Below are 16,016 nucleotides of genomic sequence, written 5' to 3' on the forward strand. Positions count from 1 at the left end.
GGTGCTGGCATCAGCAAAGCCGGCACCCCCGCCACATGCGTCCCGCCTCACGTGTTCTGCCACACGCGTCCCACATCTTGCCTCCTACCGCATGCGTACCCCACCGGTCCACCCCGGAAGTCAGTGCATCCCGAAGCGGTAGCTGGCAGGCACCGGCTCCCCGGGGCACACTTCCTGCCACAGGCCGGCGATCCCGTCTTCACCTTCCCGGATGTCCGGTATTTCGACGCCGTCCCGCAACATCCGTGCGGCCTCCTCGCCTTTGCCGACGCCAGCGAGGGCGAGCGCCGTCAGGAAGCGGACGCGTCCGACGTCGGACATTCCGGCAGGTGCCTCGCTCGCCAGGGCGAGCGCTTGGGCGGGATTTCCGTGCCGGATGCTGAGGGTCATGGCTTCGCTGAGCAGTGGGATGTTGGATGGCTCCAGCCGGCTCGCTGCGGCAAGTTCAGCCAAGCCATCGCCTGTTGCGCTGGTGGCAAGCAGTGAGAGGGCCCGGCCCCGGAGGGCGAGGACCCTGGAACGTGGCGAGAGGGCATCGGCAACCAGGGCGGCGTCGTATCCGGCGACCGCACCGGCGAGGTCCTGGCGGGCGTGCTTCATCGTGGCCAGGTGGAACTGCGCTTCCGCCCCGCCATCCTTTGCCAGAAGTTCTTCCCAATCGGCTCCAGCCACGAAACTCCCGGCGCCCAGGAAACTCGCTCCGTCCAGCAGGCTGTGCCAAGGGCCTGTTTCCTCGATCGCTTCAGGGGTTGCCTCATCAGCGAAGGGAGTGCCGATTTCGTCCAGCCACCCGCGGCCTGAGTGCCGCCGTCGGGCACTCTCCAAAGCACCCCAAGCGCTCCCGCGCACCAGCATCTCGCCCGGGGGCAGCGCATAGTTCCGCGCGGCTTCCGCGAGGGCGATTTCGAGCTCCGCGTCCGGGACAAGTTCTTCGAGCCGGGCACTGGCGTGGGTCACGGCAGCATCCCAATCCTCGCCGTGGGAGGTTGCGGGATCCAGCTTCGCATTGCCGTAGGCCTCCACCCAGCTCCACTCGGCGCCGGCAGGCATGGCCAGATGCTCGAACTGTGTTTGCGCCAGACCGGCCTGGATCTCCGCGTAAGGCCCGGCTCCGGGACTGAGCCATTCCTGCCAGCGCTTCCCGCCGTCGCCCTGGCCCCAGACGAACAGCTTCTTCCCGCGCAGGAGGCTTGTGGACAGCATGGCCAGGCCGTCGCCGTCGTGGTCTACAGCGGCGATCCAATGCCGGTGCCCAGGCTGGATGTCGAAGAAGAAATCCGCGGCGCGCGGGCTGTTGACCAGCCATGTGGCATCCGCGCCTTGGTGTTCCGTGGGCCGAACGCGGGCGATGTCGGTGGTGTAATCGCTGCCGAATGCCTCCGCGGCGGGCGCGATCACGCGCGTTTCAGCCGTCTCGGGAACCGCGGCATTGCTCCACCAGTACATGGGGACCTCGTGGTCATGGGGGTTCCTGATCCGGACCGCCGTGAGGAGCACCTCCGAGTCCTCCGGAAGCCACATGTCCACTTGGAAAACCACCTCGCGGAGGCGTTCGAACTCCCACAGCCGCAGCACGTCGTGGCCCTCGGGAGTCTCGACGATGGCAGTGTGCACCGGATCGCAGGTGGTGGGCGAGTGCCCGCGGGTGCCGATGTTCCATTCCAGACCTCCGGCGAACCACGCCTTGCGCAGCGCGATGTTGGCGAACTGCAGGGTCCCGTGGGTGTGGAGGAGTTGCTTTCCCGACGCCTTGTCGAAGAGCTCCCAGAGCCGGCCGCCCAAGGTGGGGAGGACTACGGCACGCAGTTTGCTGTTTTCAAGCACGACGGCGGGCACGTCGTGGGCGGTCCGTTCGCGGGAGTAACCGTCCTGCATCAAGTACGGGAACATGTTCGGCACTTGACCGTAGCGTGCCGCGGCCTGCAGTTCCTCCGGGACGCCGTCGCCGATTCTGTATGGCTGGTCCAGTTCAGCCATGACCACCGGCAGTGGGCTATTGGGGCCCAACTCCGCCATGTTCAGGGTGATAGTGGAGAAGCTCAGGTTTTGCATCTTTATGACTCCTGGAGGCTGTTTTCGATCGCAATGCTTCACCCATCTTTGACCCAAGTCAACGCCGTGTAAAGGGAGCCACCCAACTGGCTCGCACTTAATGTCGTTATGAACGCCCATAACGACGTTAACTGTCAGTTAGTTGGGATGTCACCCCGCGGCGGCGCGTGCGGCCCTCACCACGTCCCGGTTGGTGACCATGTACGCCGTCGGGTCTGAAGGATCCGGCGAATCGAAGGCGGCGGCCCGGTCCTTCCACGTGGAAACCGTGGTCTTGGCTGACAAATGGACCGCGCTCAGTCCTGCCGTGTGCAGGACAGCGATATCGTCCAGGGCGAGTCCGCCGCCCGCCATGACCTCAAGCCGCCCCGCTGCCCGGTGGACCATGCGCTCGAGGGTCGCGATCCCCTCCCCCACCGTGGCGGCGCCCCCGGAGCTGAGCACCCGCGTGAATCCAAGTTCCACGAGCTGCTCGACGGCGGCTGCGGGATCCGGGGTTTGATCGATAGCCCGGTGGAATGTCAGTTGGGCGTCGGGGTGGGTCTCCAAGGCCGTGTCTGCGAGCTTTCGAGTTGCCCGGACGTCGATATCACCGGCGGCCGTGAGGACTCCGATCACCACTCCATGAGCTCCTTGGGAGAGGAGGAACCGGATCTCGCGGTCCATCGTGTCCAAATCGGCGCCGGAGTAAAGGAAATCTCCCGGCCGGCTACGGATCAGCGGGTGGATCTCCAGCCGTCCGTCGGCTGCCTCCTGCGCGGCTTCCATCAGCCCTTGGCTCGGGGTCAGTCCCCCGAGCTCCAAGGCGCTGCAAAGTTCAATCCGGTCCGCGCCTTCTTCGGCGGCAACGGCAGCGCCCTGGGCACCGACGGCGACGATCTCGAGTTTCATGGGAAAACTCTACGGCCACCGGGGGTGCCGAGGGCGTGCTGCCATGCTTCGCTAGGCCCGATAGGGCGCCAGCTGCTGCTTCTGCTCGGGAGTGAGCCTGCGGACACGGCCCGTGGACTCGTCGACGAACGCCAGATGGGTGCTGGCGTTGACGCAGTCCTGGCCGGTCACGGGATCCTTGATGACGTAATGGAGGTCAAAGCTGGCACCCTTCACGGCGCCGACCCAGATCTCAACCACTGCCGGAATGTTCCGATATTCCAAGGTCCGGACGTACCGGACCTTGTGCTCCACCACAAGGGTCATGACCCCGTCTTCAACAGAGTCGAAAACGGAGACCGGCGGTTCCACTCCGGGGAGTCCGGGACCGCGCGGCGGACCGAAGGCCGCGATGCGGGCCTCTTCGAGCATGCGCACGATCTGGACGTTGTTGATGTGCCCGTACGCGTCCATGTCTCCCCAACGCATCGGCACAAGCACCTTGATGCGCTGGCCAGGGGCGGTCTCCGGCGTTTCCGTAGCATTCGCCGCCGCTGCCACTATTCCGGTATCCGCGCTCAGCTGTGCACCGCCGTCGAGTCATCCACAACGGCTTCTTCGGCGTCCTCACCAGCAAACTGCGACATGTACAGGCGGTAGTACGCGCCCTGCAATGCAAGCAGTTGGTTGTGGTTGCCCTGCTCCACAATGCTGCCGTTTTCCATCACCAGGATGGTGTCGGCGTCGCGGATGGTGGACAAACGGTGGGCGATGACAAAGCTGGTGCGATCCGTGCGGAGGGCAGCCATGGCCTTCTGCAACAGCAGCTCGGTACGGGTGTCGACGGAGCTCGTAGCCTCGTCCAGGATCAACAGCGAGGGATCGGAAACGAAGGCCCGCGCAATGGTGATGAGCTGCTTCTCGCCAGCGCTGACGTTGTTGCCTTCCTCGTCGATGATGGTCTGGTAGCCATCCGGCAGGGCACGAACGAAGCGGTCCACGTAGGTCGCCTTGGCCGCCTCCATGATCTGTTCCTCGGTGGCGTCGAGGTTGCCGTACTTGATGTTGTCATAAATGGTCCCGCCGAACAGCCACGCGTCCTGGAGCACCATTCCCACCTTGGAGCGAAGCTCGGAACGGCTCAGCTCCTTGATGTCCACCCCGTCCAGGGTGATACGCCCCGAATTGAGCTCGTAGAACCGCATGACGAGGTTGACCAGGGTGGTCTTGCCCGCACCAGTGGGTCCGACAATCGCCACGGTGTGTCCGGGCTCCGCGCTGAGGGAAAGGTTCTCGATGAGCGGTTTGTCGGCAACGTAGCTGAAGGACACGTTCTCGAACTCGACGTGGCCGTCCGTGCGCGGGGGCAAATGACGGGCCGCGTTCTCCGGCATTTCCTCATCGGCATCCAGGAACTCGAAAACGCGCTCAGCGGAAGCCACACCGGACTGGAGCATGTTGGCCATGCCGGCGATCTGGCCGAGGGGCTGGGTGAATTCACGCGAGTACTGAATGAAGGCCGTGGCGTCGCCAAGGCTCATGGAACCCGAGGCCACACGCAAACCACCGACGACGGCGATCCCCACGTAGCTGAGGTACGAGACGAAGTTCATGGCCGGGAAAATGATGCCGGAAACAAACTGTGCCCCGAACGAGGCCTTGTACAGGGCTTCGTTGCGTTCGTCGAAACGCTCCAGCATGTCCGCGTCGCGCCCGAAGACCTTGACGAGCTCGTGGCCCGAGAACGATTCCTCGATCTGGCCGTTGAGCGAGCCGGTGTTCTTCCACTGGGCGGCGAAGAGCTTCTGGCTGCGCGAGCCGATCACGCCGGCAAGGACCCCGGAGAGTGGCAGGGCAACCAGCGCGATCAGGGCGAGCTGCCAGGAAACGATGAACATCATGATGGTGATGCCGAAGACCGTCAGCACCGAGCTGACCAGCTGAGCGAACGCCTGCTGCAGTCCTTGCTGGACGTTGTCGACGTCGTTGGTCACGCGGGAGAGGATGTCGCCGCGCTGGCGGGTGTCGAAGTAGTTCAGCGGCAAGCGGTTGAGCTTGGCCTGGACGTCGTTGCGGAGCCGGTTGATGACCTTCATGACGATCTTGTTCAGGATGTAGCCCTGGGCCCACAGGAAGATGTTGGCCACGAAGTACATCAAGAGCACGATCGAGATCAGGAACGTGAGCTTGGAGAAGTTGATCCCGTTGGTGAGCTCCATCTTGGAGACCATGTCCGCGAAGTTGTTCTGGCCCGCTTGGCGGAGTCCTTCGGCGAAGGCCGCTTGGCTCACTCCGGGAGGCAATTGCTTGCCCATGACGCCGCCGAAGATGACGTCCATGGCGCTGCCGAGGATCTTCGGGGCGATGACGTTCAGGACGACGGAGACCACCACGAGGCCGATAACGAAGACCACCCCGGCAGCCTCCGGCTTGAGCAGCCCGAGAAGCCGCTTGGCCGACGGTCCGAAAGCCTTGGCTTTCTTGGCCGGCAGGTTGCCGAACATGCCGCCGTCGGCTTCGCCCGGGGTGTATTCGGTTTCTTCGATGTCGTCATCTTCCACGGCTGTTACGGCACCGGCTGCGTCGTCACTCTTCGCTTCCGCAGCATCGCGGGCAGCCTTCGCTGCTTCGGCCTTCGCGGCCCAGCCGCGCTTTTGCTGATTCTGCTCGCTCATGCCACTTCCTCCGCGCTCAGCTGGGATTCAACGATCTCCTGGTACGTGGGTGACGTTTCCAAGAGTTCTTCATGGGTGCCGCGGTCAACGATTCTGCCGTTGTCCAGGACCAGGATCTGGTCCGCATCCGCAATGGTCGACACGCGTTGGGCCACGATGATGACCGTGGCATCCTGCGTCTTTTCCTTCAGCGCCCGGCGAAGGCGGGCGTCCGTGGCCACATCCAAGGCCGAGAAGGAGTCGTCAAAGAGGTAGACCTTGGGCTGCGTCACCAATGCCCGGGCGATGCAGAGGCGCTGCCTCTGGCCGCCGGAAACGTTGGTGCCGCCCTGTGCCACCCGACGGTTGAGGCCGGAGGACTTTTCCATCACGAAGTCCTTGGCCTGCGCTGTTTCCAGGGCATCCCAGAGTTCCTGGTCCGTGGCGTCGGTCTTGCCGAAGCGCAGGTTGTGCTCGATAGTTCCGGAGAACAAGTACGGCTTCTGCGGCACGGTGGCCACCCGACTGGTGATTTCATCGCGGTCCAGGCTGGTGACCGGGACGCCGTCGAGCAATACATCGCCGGACGCGACGTCGTATAGGCGCGGCAACAGCGACACCAAGGTGGTTTTTCCCGCGCCGGTGGAGCCGATAATGGCGAGGGTCTGGCCCGGCTCCGCGGTGAAGGAAATGTTGCTCAACACGGGAGCTTCAGCGCCGGGGTATTTGAAAGTGACGTCGCGGAATTCGACGCGGCCCTTCTTTTCGGCGGGCGCTACTGGCGCCTTCGGGTCGTGGATGGAGGGTTCGACGTCGAGGACCTCCCCGATGCGGTCCGCGCACACGGAGGCCCGCGGGATCATCATGGCCATGAAGGTACCCATCATGACGGCCATGAGGATCTGAAGGAGGTACTGCAGGAAGGCAGTCAGGGAACCCACCTGCATGTTGCCCGCATCAACCCTTTGGCCGCCGAACCACAGCACTGCCGCCGTGGAAAGGTGCAGGATCATTCCAATGGCCGGGAACATCAAGACAAAAAGGTTGCCGATCTTGACCGAAACCAGGGTGAGGTCCTTGTTGGCGTCGCCGAAGCGCTTGGCCTCGTACGGTTCACGAACGAACGCCCGGACCACGCGGATGCCGATGATCTGTTCGCGCAGGACGCCGTTGATGGCGTCGATCTTCTTCTGCATGGAGCGGAAGAGCGGCATGAGCCTGACCACGAGGTAACCAACCACGGCCACGAGGAAAGGCACCGAGACCCACACGAGCCACGAGAGGCTGAGGTCCTCGCGCAAGGCCATGATGATGCCGCCAACACACATGATGGGCGTGGAAACCATGAAGTTCAGGCCCATCAGCATGAGCATCTGGACTTGCTGGACGTCATTGGTGCCGCGGGTGATCAACGTGGGTGCGCCGAAGCTGTTGACGTCCTTGGCCGAGAAGCTGCTGACCTTGCGGAAGACGTCCCTGCGCAAGTCGCGGCCCATGGCCATGGCCACGCGGGATCCGAAATAGACCCCCGCGATGGCCGCGATGACCTGGCCGAGCGCGACCGCGAGCATCAGTGCTCCGGTCTGCCAGATGTAGTTGGTATCCCCCCGGGATACCCCTTCATCGATGATTTTTGCGTTGAGGCTTGGAAGGTAAAGGGTGGCAATGGTAGACGCCAACTGGAAGATGATGACGGCCAGTATCTGCGGCAAATACGGCTTGGAGTAGCGCCGTATCAGGGTGACAAGCATGCCCACGGATCCTTAATGAGAGTGCGCGAATGAGTTAATACATTGATAGCAGCAGGCGCTGACAGTATTAGTCCCTCAACTCTACGAAATCCGTTGCCTCAGCGAAATATCGATAGCCGAATATCATCCTTGCGGCGTAGCTGCGCCGCTTAGCCCGCGTGCCGCCCGGTTTCCCCTGCCCTCGAGGTGTCGCCGGCGAGGAGCAGCAAGGCAGCCCTTTCCTGGCGGCGGCGTTCACGCTTGAGTTCCTTGCGCAGCGCGGCCAACTCCTCAGCGACCCGCGATTGTTCGACGGCGGTGGCTTGCTGTTCGTGGACGCGCACCTGGAGCTCGCGCTGGGCCCTGCTCAGCTGAAGCTGTTGCTCGGCCAGCAGCCGTTGGGTGCGGGCCAGCTGGTCCTGGACCTCGCGCAGGCCAGCGGCAGGGTCCGGCCGTTCCTGGGTCAGGATCCGGGCAAACTCAAGGTCCAGCTCATCGTGCTCTTTCTCGGCCGCCGCACGGGAGCGGCTGGCACCCAAGGGGGTGCCGCCGTCGTCGGCTGCTTGGGCAAGCCCTGCTTCGGGAAGCTCTGCGGATTCGATAACCGGCAGCGCGGAGGTGTCCAGTGTCATGCCGGCCTCGCCCGAAGCGTTCGCCAACAGTTCCTTCTCCGGCGAAGCGTCCACGGTCTTCCGCAGCGGAACTTCCTTGATGAACAGCACCGCGATGAACGCGACCAGGGCAATGACAGCGGAGATCAGGAAGATCTGGGCGGTCGCATCGCCATAGGCGGCACGCATGATGTCGCGGATCGGGGCGGGCAAGTCCGTCAGGTCCATGCTCGCATCGCTCGAGCCGCCGCTGACCGGGATGTGGGCCGCCGCGAGGCCCTGGGTCGCAAGGTCCTTGACGTGCGTTGCCATGATGGCGCCAAGCACCGAAACACCGATCGCACCGCCCACGGAGCGGAAGAATGCGACAGACGCGCTGGCCGTGCCGATGTCCTGGGCGCGGACCGTGTTCTGGACCGCGAGGACCAGGTTCTGCATCAACAGACCAAGGCCCAGGCCGAAGATGGCGGTGTAGCAGCAGGTAATCCACAGCTCAGTGGTGTGGTCGATAGTGCCGGTGAAGGCAAGGCCGCCGGCCAGCAGCACAGTACCCGCCAGGAGGAAGCGCTTCCACTTGCCGAATCGGCTGATGAGCTGGCCGGAAGCCACCGAGCCCAAGAGGTTGCCGGCAATCATGGGCAGCGTGAGAAGGCCTGCCTCCGTGGGCGTGGCGCCGCGGGCTACCTGGAAATACTGGCCCAGGAAGGTCGAGGAGCTGAACATCGCGATACCGACGGCCACGGAGGCCAGGATCGCCAAAGCGGTGGTGCGCTGGGAGATGATCTTCAGCGGGATGATGGGCTGGGCCACTTTGGATTCGACCAGTACCAGCAGGGCCAGCAGAAGCACGCCGCCGCCTACCATGAGGGCGGACTGCCAGGAGATCCAGTCGTAGTAGTCGGGGTTGCCGGCGAAGGAAACCCAGATCAGGAGCAGGCTCACGCCCGAGGTCAGCAGGATGGAGCCGAGCCAGTCGATCTTGGCCGGGCGCTTGATGTGCTGGATCTTGAGGGTGACCTGGAGCAGGATGAGTGCGACGACGGCGAGCGGCACGCAGACAAAGAACGTCCAGCGCCAGCCGAGCAGGCTGTCAACGATGAAGCCGCCGAGGAGCGGGCCGCCTGCGGTACCCGCGGCCATGACGGCTCCCATGTAGCCCGAGTACTTGCCGCGGTCCCGCGGCGGAATCATGGTGCCGATGATGGCCTGGGCCAAGGCCGTGAGGCCGCCCATCGCGATGCCCTGGATGACGCGGGCGGTCAGCAGGAAGGGAATGCTCTGGGAGAAGCCTGCCATGACCGAGCCGGCCACGAAGATCACGATGCTCAGCTGGACCAGGAGCTTCTTGTCGAAGAGGTCGGCGAGCTTGCCCCAAATGGGCGTGGTGGCGGCGTTGGCCAGCAGCGCCGCCGTGATGACCCACGCGAAGTCCGTTTGCGTGCCGTGGAGATCGGACATGATGGTCGGCAGGGCGTTGGCCACAATGGTGCTGCTCAGGATAGCGGTGAAGAATGCCGCGAGGAGGCCGGTCAACGCCTCCATGATCTGGCGGTGCGTCATGGGCGCGGATGACGCCGGCACCGCCGTCGAACGTTCTTGTATTCGGGTTGCCATTGCTGCTGCTCCTAAGCTGTGTGGTTCGAGTGGTGGGAGCCGGCCGCCGTCGCCCGGACTGAGTGGTTCAGTGATGTGGTCAATTTCTCCAGGACCTGCCCCGCCTCCAGGGCGTCTTCCTCGCTCCACTCCGCGAGGTAGGCGCGTAAATTGAGGCTGCGCTGTTCTTCGAAGTCCCGGACCTTTTCAATGCCGGTTTCGGACAGGGCCACCAGCTGGGCCCGACCATCCGCGGGATCCGGTCGCCGGACCACCAATCCGAGTTCCTCCAGTTCGGCGATGTGCCTGCTGAGGACCGGGGGGCTGACGCCGAGGCGGGAGGCGAGCTTCGTAGCCCGGGACTCCCCCTCGCCGATGAAGCGCATAACGCCTTGCAGGGCGAACCCGACGTCGGCATCCTTCGCGATGTTCGCGGTCACGATGCAGCGCAGGACCCGCTGGAGATCGAAGATCTGATGGACGAGTTCGGTTGCTGTGCTGGATGCGACAGCCATGGAAGACACCTCACTTTTGTTTGCCTAAAGCAACTATACGCCAAAATGATTGCTTTGGGAAACTAATGATGTGTGAGGTGCGTTAAACACCAAGCGCGAGCTGGCAGCTAATGCCCTTATCTTTCGAAAAAGGGGTCATTATCTGCCAGCTCGCGCTGGGGTGTGAAGCGTCCGGGGTGTCAGTCGCCCAAGTGCGTGGGGCCGAACATCTTCAGGAGGGTTTCAACCACGACGACGTTGGGGCCGTCCGCGGCGAAGCTTTCCTTGAGTGCATCACCGACGTCGCCCGGGGCCACTCTGCGGGCCGGGACGCCGAAGGCCTCGGCGAGCTTGACAAAGTCCGGGCGGGCGAGCTCGGTGGCCGTGGCCTTGCCGAAGGCACCCACCATGTATTCGCGCAGGATGCCGTAGCCGCCGTCGTCCACGATCAGCCACGTGACGGGGACGTTGTGCTGCTTGGCGGTGGCCAGCTCGGAGATCGAGTACATGGAGGAGCCATCGCCCGAAACTGCCAGCACGCGGCCCGGTTTGCCCACGGTTTCCAGCCCCACGGCACCGCCGATGGCCGCCGGGAAGCCGTAACCGAGGCCGCCGGCACCCTGGGCCGAGTGGAACTGGCCTTCCCGGGCGTCCCAACAGCTCCAGCCCCAGTACGCGGAGATCGTCATGTCCCAGAAGGTCTGCATGTCCGCCGGAACGGCTTCGCGGATGTCGGCCATGAACTTCAGTTCCTTGCCGAGGTCCTGCGCTTCAAGGCGAGCCTTGACCTTGGCCAGGGACTCCTTGACGAGGTCCTCGGGAGTGGTGCCGTGCCAGTCCGGTGCCGCTCCGCCAGCGTCACCCACTGCAGACAGTGCCTCATCCAAGGCGGAATCGAGGGCGGCAAGGGCCTGTCCGGCGTCGGCGCGGATGCCCAGGCCGGGCCGGTTGGACTCGAGGACCCGGGGTTCGGCGTCGATCTGGATGATGCGACCGCGCGGCTCGAAAGTGAAGTAGTTGGACGTCACCTCGCCCAGGGAGGAACCGATGACGATCAGCACGTCGGCATCCTCAAGGACATCGGTCATGTGGCGATCTTCGATCCAGGACTGCAGGGACAGCTCGTGGGTCCAGGGGAACGCCCCGTTGCCACCAGGCGTGCAGATCACCGGGGCGCGGAGCTTCTCGGCGATCGACAAAAGCGATTTCTCGGCCCGGCCGCGGCGCGTGCCGCCGCCTGCGATGATCGCCGGACGCTCCGCCGTCGAGAGCCATTTGACGGCTTCGCGGATCAGCTCCACGCGCGGCGGGTTGTCGGCCACCTCGGCGAGGGCGTCCTCCACCGGCGGGACCATGATGGGGTCCAGGAGCACGTTCTGCGGAATTTCGATCCACACCGGACCCTGGGGTGAGGAAATTGCCTCGGTCCAGGCATCCTGGATGGCCGAGGGAATCCCGGACGCGTGCTGGATGAGGCGCTGGCTCTTCGTGACGTTCGCAGCCGAGGCCTTCTGGTCATCGAGCTGGTGCAGCATGCCCTTCCGGCGCGCCCCCAAACCCTCCAAGGGGATCTGGCTCGCCACGACCACCATTGGCACGCCCGTTGCATACGCTTCCTGCAGGCCGGCCAGGGACGTCAAAGCGCCCGGACCGGTGGACAGGAACAGGACCCCGACCTCGCCCGTGGCACGGGAATACCCGTCCGCGGCGAAAGCCGAGTTGTTCTCCACGCGGGAGGACACGAAGTGCAGATTGCCGCGGCCCATGGCGTCGAACAGGCCCAGGGCATGCTGGCCCGGGATCCCGAAGACCGTCTTCGCGCCAAGCGCCTCAAGGGTCTCGACGACGAGGTCCCCGCCGTTGCGCTGATCCGTCACTTCGTGACCACCGCGGCGAAACCGGCCGGGCGCCGGGATTCCTGGCCAAGGGCCTGCGCAGCGTAGCCGTTCGGGGCGCCATGGCGGTTGCCTTCGACGGCGTTGTCCGCCATGAGGGTGACGAGCTCGTAGGCAACGTGGCTTGCAGCGACGCCCGTGATCTCAGCGTGGTCATACGCCGGGGCGACCTCGACAATGTCTGCGCCCAGGAGGTTCATGCCTCGGAAACCGCGGATGATTTCGAGGAGCTCGCGGCTGGTGATGCCGCCGGCTTCAGGCGTGCCGGTACCCGGAGCGTGGGCCGGATCGAGGACGTCGATGTCCACGGAAATGTACAGCGGGCGGTTGCCGATGCGGTCCCGGATCTTGGCCACGGTTTCCAGGACGCCCTGGTAGTAGACGTCGGCCGAGGTGACGATGCCGAAACCGAAGCGGTGGTCGTCGTCGAGGTCCTTCTTGCCGTAAAGAGGGCCGCGGGTACCGACGTGGCTGATGGCCTCGGTGTCCAGGATGCCTTCTTCGACGGCGCGGCGGAAAGGGGTGCCGTGCGTGTATTCGGCGCCGAAGTAGGTGTCCCAGGTGTCCAAGTGGGCGTCGAAGTGCAGCATGGCAACCGGCTCGCCTGCGCGTTCTGCGGCGGCGCGGAGCAGCGGCAGCGCGATGGTGTGGTCGCCACCAAGCGTCACGAGCTTGCTTCCGTTGGCCGTCAGATCCAGCGCGTTCTGCTGGATGGTCTCGATCGCCTCGTTGATGTTGAACGGGTTCACGGCCATGTCGCCGGCATCGGCAACCTGGATGTTCTCAAAGGGGCTGACGTCCCAGGCCGGGTTGTACGGGCGCAGCAAACGGCTGGCTTCACGCACGTGGTTGGCACCGAAACGGGCGCCGGGGCGGTAGGAAACTCCGGAGTCGAAGGGGACACCGACCACCGTGACATCGGCCTTGGACACCTGGTCCAGGCGGGGCAAGCGGGCATACGTGGCAGCACCGGCATAGCGCGGGATTCGGGCCGAATCAATAGGACCAAGGTTGCCGTTGGCCTCAATACGAAGCTCTTCCAAAATGCGCCACTCCTTCAGTGAGTAGGTGGGATCGGACAGTGAATGTGACACCAATCATACACTCAAAGTTGCCTTATATGCATCACTTGTTTACGCCAACAAAAAGCGTGAGAGTCCGCCAAAACAAGACCGGGCCGGGCTCCCCAGCGCCCGGCCCAGCTTGTCACTTCATGTCCCCTCCCGGGCTAGTTGCTCCCGAAGGGCGTCACCTGGAAGTCTCCAAATGACACTTGATGGCCTTCCGCATCCAACACAACGAGGCTGTCCATTCCGTTTTTCACGTCGCTGGGCAGCAGGAAGGAAAGCGTGTTTTGCTGGGTCGGGAAGAACCAACCCAGACGGTAGCTGCGCTTGTTCAGGTAGACGTAGTACCACTGGCCGTACTCCACGTTGTGGACGGTCACGGTCTGTCCGGTGCGGTATTTATCCGTCCCGAGCCCCAAGTCCAGCGGCGGATTCGTGCCGATCAGCTCCTGGGAAGCCAAGGCGGGATCCCAGCTTGGCTTTGCAGGCTTGACCTTCAGCGCAACCGCCTGCCTGGCCAACTGAAGGGACGCAATCTTTGCGCCGTTGTTCGCGGTGACTGGGATGGTCGTCGCCGGGAGCTGCTTGGCCGCGATGTCCCCGTCGCTCAGCGTGTACGTGGCCGTGAGGTCGACCGACTCGCCCACGGCCAGGGTCGGCTTGGACAATCCAATGGCCGCAGCCGAAAGATCGGTCAACGCCACATTCCCGGTGTTGGTCACCGTGTAGGCGAAGGTCACCGTATCGCCGGGTCCGGCAAACGCATCCCCGTCAACGTCATTGAAGCTCGACACCACCGATCCTTCCACCTGGGGATTGCGGACCAGCAGGTCCACCTCGTCACCCGTAACGGTGTAGTTCTGGGTGGCAGCCCCGCTACCGGTTACCTGCCAGACGGTGCGGGGGACGAAAAATCCCTGCGCCGCTTCGTCCGCCGTCACCGTGTGCTGCGGCGTGCCGCAGAGGTAATTGCCCCACACGCCAAGGGCGCTGAACCGGCAGTTGCCCGAGCCCGGCGGCAGGAACGGCTGGAAGTTGCCGGACTGCGGGACAACGGATTCCGTGATGTTGCCCGTGCTGTACACCCGGAACTTGTAGGGCACCGTGCTGGCAGCGGAGTACGGCTTGGTTGCCAGGTCCCTTCCGGCGTCATTGCGGGCACCGAAAATGTAGGCGCCCACCACGTTGCTGGCAGAACCACCCGCAACCGTCACCGACACGGGTGCGGTAATCGATGACGCACCGACGTTCAACCTTGCGGTCAGGGGTACCACACCTGCTTTGGCGTACGACGGCGCCGTGACGGTCAACTGGACAGTCGCCGAGGCGCCCGGATCCAGGGAGGCGAGCTGCGCCGTCGTCGACGTCCAATCCTGCAAGGCGTCGAGGCCCACGGTCGAAGCGGGAAGCGGCGAACTGTCGTTGTTGGTGACGGTCACGCTGAGCTGCGCGCTGCCTCCGTTCGTGACGGTTGCAGCGCCGGGGACAACGACGGCGGCAACCGGGCTAAGCCAGGCCGTGTCGAATTTCCCGAAGGTGATGGTGTTGTTGTCGCCTTCGTAAAGCACGCCGAAAGTACCGTCCGACAGGGCGCTCAAGGTGGAGTAGGACATGCTTCCGGGCTTGAAAACGCGCGAGGAGCCCCACGTCTTGCCGTCGTCGGCAGAGTAGCGGATGGTGCCGTCCACCCGCGCGCCGCCGGCGGTTGGGGTGGGCGAGTTGGAGAACAGCAGCTTCTTGGCATCCGCCGATCCCGCAGCCGCTTCCGGATACATCCTCGCGATGGAACCGTTGTTCCGCGGATCCGGGAGCTGCGTGTCGGCAACCGGCGTGCTGTATGTGACGCCGCCGTCGGAAGAGTACGCCACTTTGCGGTAGTGCGGATTGGCGCTGGTGCTATCCCGTGAGTTCAACATGACTCGGCCGTCGGAGAGTTCCACCGTCTTGTTCTCATCCATGCCTGTTCCGGTCGGCGTACCCATGCTCCACGTCTTGCCGTGGTCATCGGAGTAGACGCTGTAGGCCTGGATCTGGCGGCTCCCGTCGGGCTGGACAATGGTTCCGGCAAACTGCTGGATGAGCCTGCCCGCCTGCGCTCCATACTTGAGCTGAATGCCCTCGCCGGACGAAGCGAACATGCTGACCACGCCGCCAACATTGGGGACGCCGTTGATGGTGCTGCCATTTGGCTTGACGGTACTGGTGACCAGCGGACCCGCAAACCCGGCGTACGCGGAACCCGCCGGATAGCTGGACGGAACGGGCAGGGTCGGCTGATTGGCCGGATCCGTGGACCATGTGAGTCCGCGGTCGGTGGAGACGGACACTTGCGAACTGATCACATTGGCGTCGGCATCGTCATTGCCGAGCACGCTGCCCGCGAATCCTTGGTTCTTGGAGTAGACGTGGAAGTTGAACACCGTCCCGGTGACTTTGTCGACGACGTAGCTCGGGTCGCTGAACCCGTATTTCTGTACGCCCGCTGAGCCCATTTGTCCCCGAGCGATGAAGGTGGGACTGCCCCACGTCTTTCCGCCGTCGGTGCTTCGTCGCTGGACGATGGAGTTGGCAGAGGGAGAATCGCCCCCATCGGGACGGCCATCGTAGGAAGCCAGGAGGACTCCTTCGCCCAAATCCGCGAGCGCGACGATCCTGTAGTACTTGCCCAGGACCGGGTCGATGGCGTTGTCACCGTTGGACGCGAGGACCTGCTCGGCATAGTTTCCTGGCGGGCTGGAGGGAACGTTGGGACTCGGGAACGGATCCAACGCGGCATAGGCGGGCAAAACGGTTGACGTCACGAGAACTGCGGCGGCTGCCATGGAGACGGCCAGCCTTCCCTGACTCCATCGTGGCCGCCTCCTGACCCTGTCACTGAGTAGCGGGTTATTCATGCGTAGCCCTTTCGTATTTTGGTCACATCCAACATAGGACGTTCTATATACTACGTGATGCCGCTCACATGCCAAATGCCTTGAATGCGTCTTGTCAGAAGTGACCCCCCTCACAAGGGGCGTAAAGATTCCATAAAGACGGCCATCCCCTCCCCG

The 16,016-nt window shown here is 64.0% G+C and carries 10 protein-coding genes; all 10 read right to left on the bottom strand.

Annotated features, from left to right (window positions below):
• Positions 1 to 120: 120 nt before the first annotated feature.
• The 10 genes from AB4Z38_RS09670 to AB4Z38_RS09715 all read right to left on the bottom strand — a co-directional run bounded on the left by AB4Z38_RS09670 (position 121) and on the right by AB4Z38_RS09715 (position 15,788).
• On the bottom strand, positions 121 to 2,052 hold the full coding sequence (locus AB4Z38_RS09670; protein WP_441429504.1) for a DUF5107 domain-containing protein: 1,932 nt from the start codon (positions 2,050 to 2,052) through the stop codon (positions 121 to 123).
• Between the two features lie 150 nt (positions 2,053 to 2,202).
• The gene (locus AB4Z38_RS09675) at positions 2,203 to 2,943 is read right to left on the bottom strand and encodes a copper homeostasis protein CutC (protein WP_441429505.1); all 741 of its coding nucleotides are present in this window, start codon (positions 2,941 to 2,943) and stop codon (positions 2,203 to 2,205) included.
• A 51-nt stretch (positions 2,944 to 2,994) separates the two neighbouring features.
• Complete coding sequence (locus AB4Z38_RS09680; protein WP_441429564.1) at positions 2,995 to 3,411, bottom strand: acyl-CoA thioesterase; 417 nt, start codon at positions 3,409 to 3,411, stop codon at positions 2,995 to 2,997.
• Positions 3,412 to 3,500: 89 nt separating this feature from the next.
• Positions 3,501 to 5,597 (bottom strand): ABC transporter ATP-binding protein, encoded by a 2,097-nt coding sequence (locus tag AB4Z38_RS09685; RefSeq protein WP_441429506.1) that lies wholly within the window; start codon positions 5,595 to 5,597, stop codon positions 3,501 to 3,503.
• Positions 5,594 to 7,327 carry an ABC transporter ATP-binding protein gene (locus tag AB4Z38_RS09690; protein WP_441429507.1) on the bottom strand — a complete coding sequence of 578 codons (1,734 nt, stop codon included), beginning with the start codon at positions 7,325 to 7,327 and terminating at the stop codon, positions 5,594 to 5,596. Before AB4Z38_RS09690 ends, AB4Z38_RS09685 begins: the two co-directional genes overlap by 4 nt.
• Before the next feature lie 149 nt (positions 7,328 to 7,476).
• Positions 7,477 to 9,531 carry an MDR family MFS transporter gene (locus AB4Z38_RS09695; protein ID WP_441429508.1) on the bottom strand — a complete coding sequence of 685 codons (2,055 nt, stop codon included), beginning with the start codon at positions 9,529 to 9,531 and terminating at the stop codon, positions 7,477 to 7,479.
• Between the two features lie 11 nt (positions 9,532 to 9,542).
• Complete coding sequence (locus AB4Z38_RS09700) at positions 9,543 to 10,025, bottom strand: MarR family winged helix-turn-helix transcriptional regulator (protein WP_234753240.1); 483 nt, start codon at positions 10,023 to 10,025, stop codon at positions 9,543 to 9,545.
• 179 nt (positions 10,026 to 10,204) lie between these two features.
• On the bottom strand, positions 10,205 to 11,881 hold the full coding sequence (locus AB4Z38_RS09705) for a thiamine pyrophosphate-binding protein (protein ID WP_441429509.1): 1,677 nt from the start codon (positions 11,879 to 11,881) through the stop codon (positions 10,205 to 10,207).
• Positions 11,878 to 12,942, bottom strand: coding sequence for an agmatinase (speB, locus tag AB4Z38_RS09710; protein ID WP_441429565.1), 1,065 nt, complete (start codon positions 12,940 to 12,942; stop codon positions 11,878 to 11,880). Before speB ends, AB4Z38_RS09705 begins: the two co-directional genes overlap by 4 nt.
• Before the next feature lie 185 nt (positions 12,943 to 13,127).
• A complete protein-coding gene (locus tag AB4Z38_RS09715) occupies positions 13,128 to 15,788 on the bottom strand; it encodes an exo-alpha-sialidase (RefSeq protein ID WP_441429510.1) in 2,661 nt (886 codons plus the stop codon).
• Positions 15,789 to 16,016: the final 228 nt, after the last annotated feature.

This window comes from Arthrobacter sp. 2RAF6 (assembly GCF_052115205.1).
Taxonomy (GTDB): Bacteria; Actinomycetota; Actinomycetes; order Actinomycetales; family Micrococcaceae; genus Arthrobacter.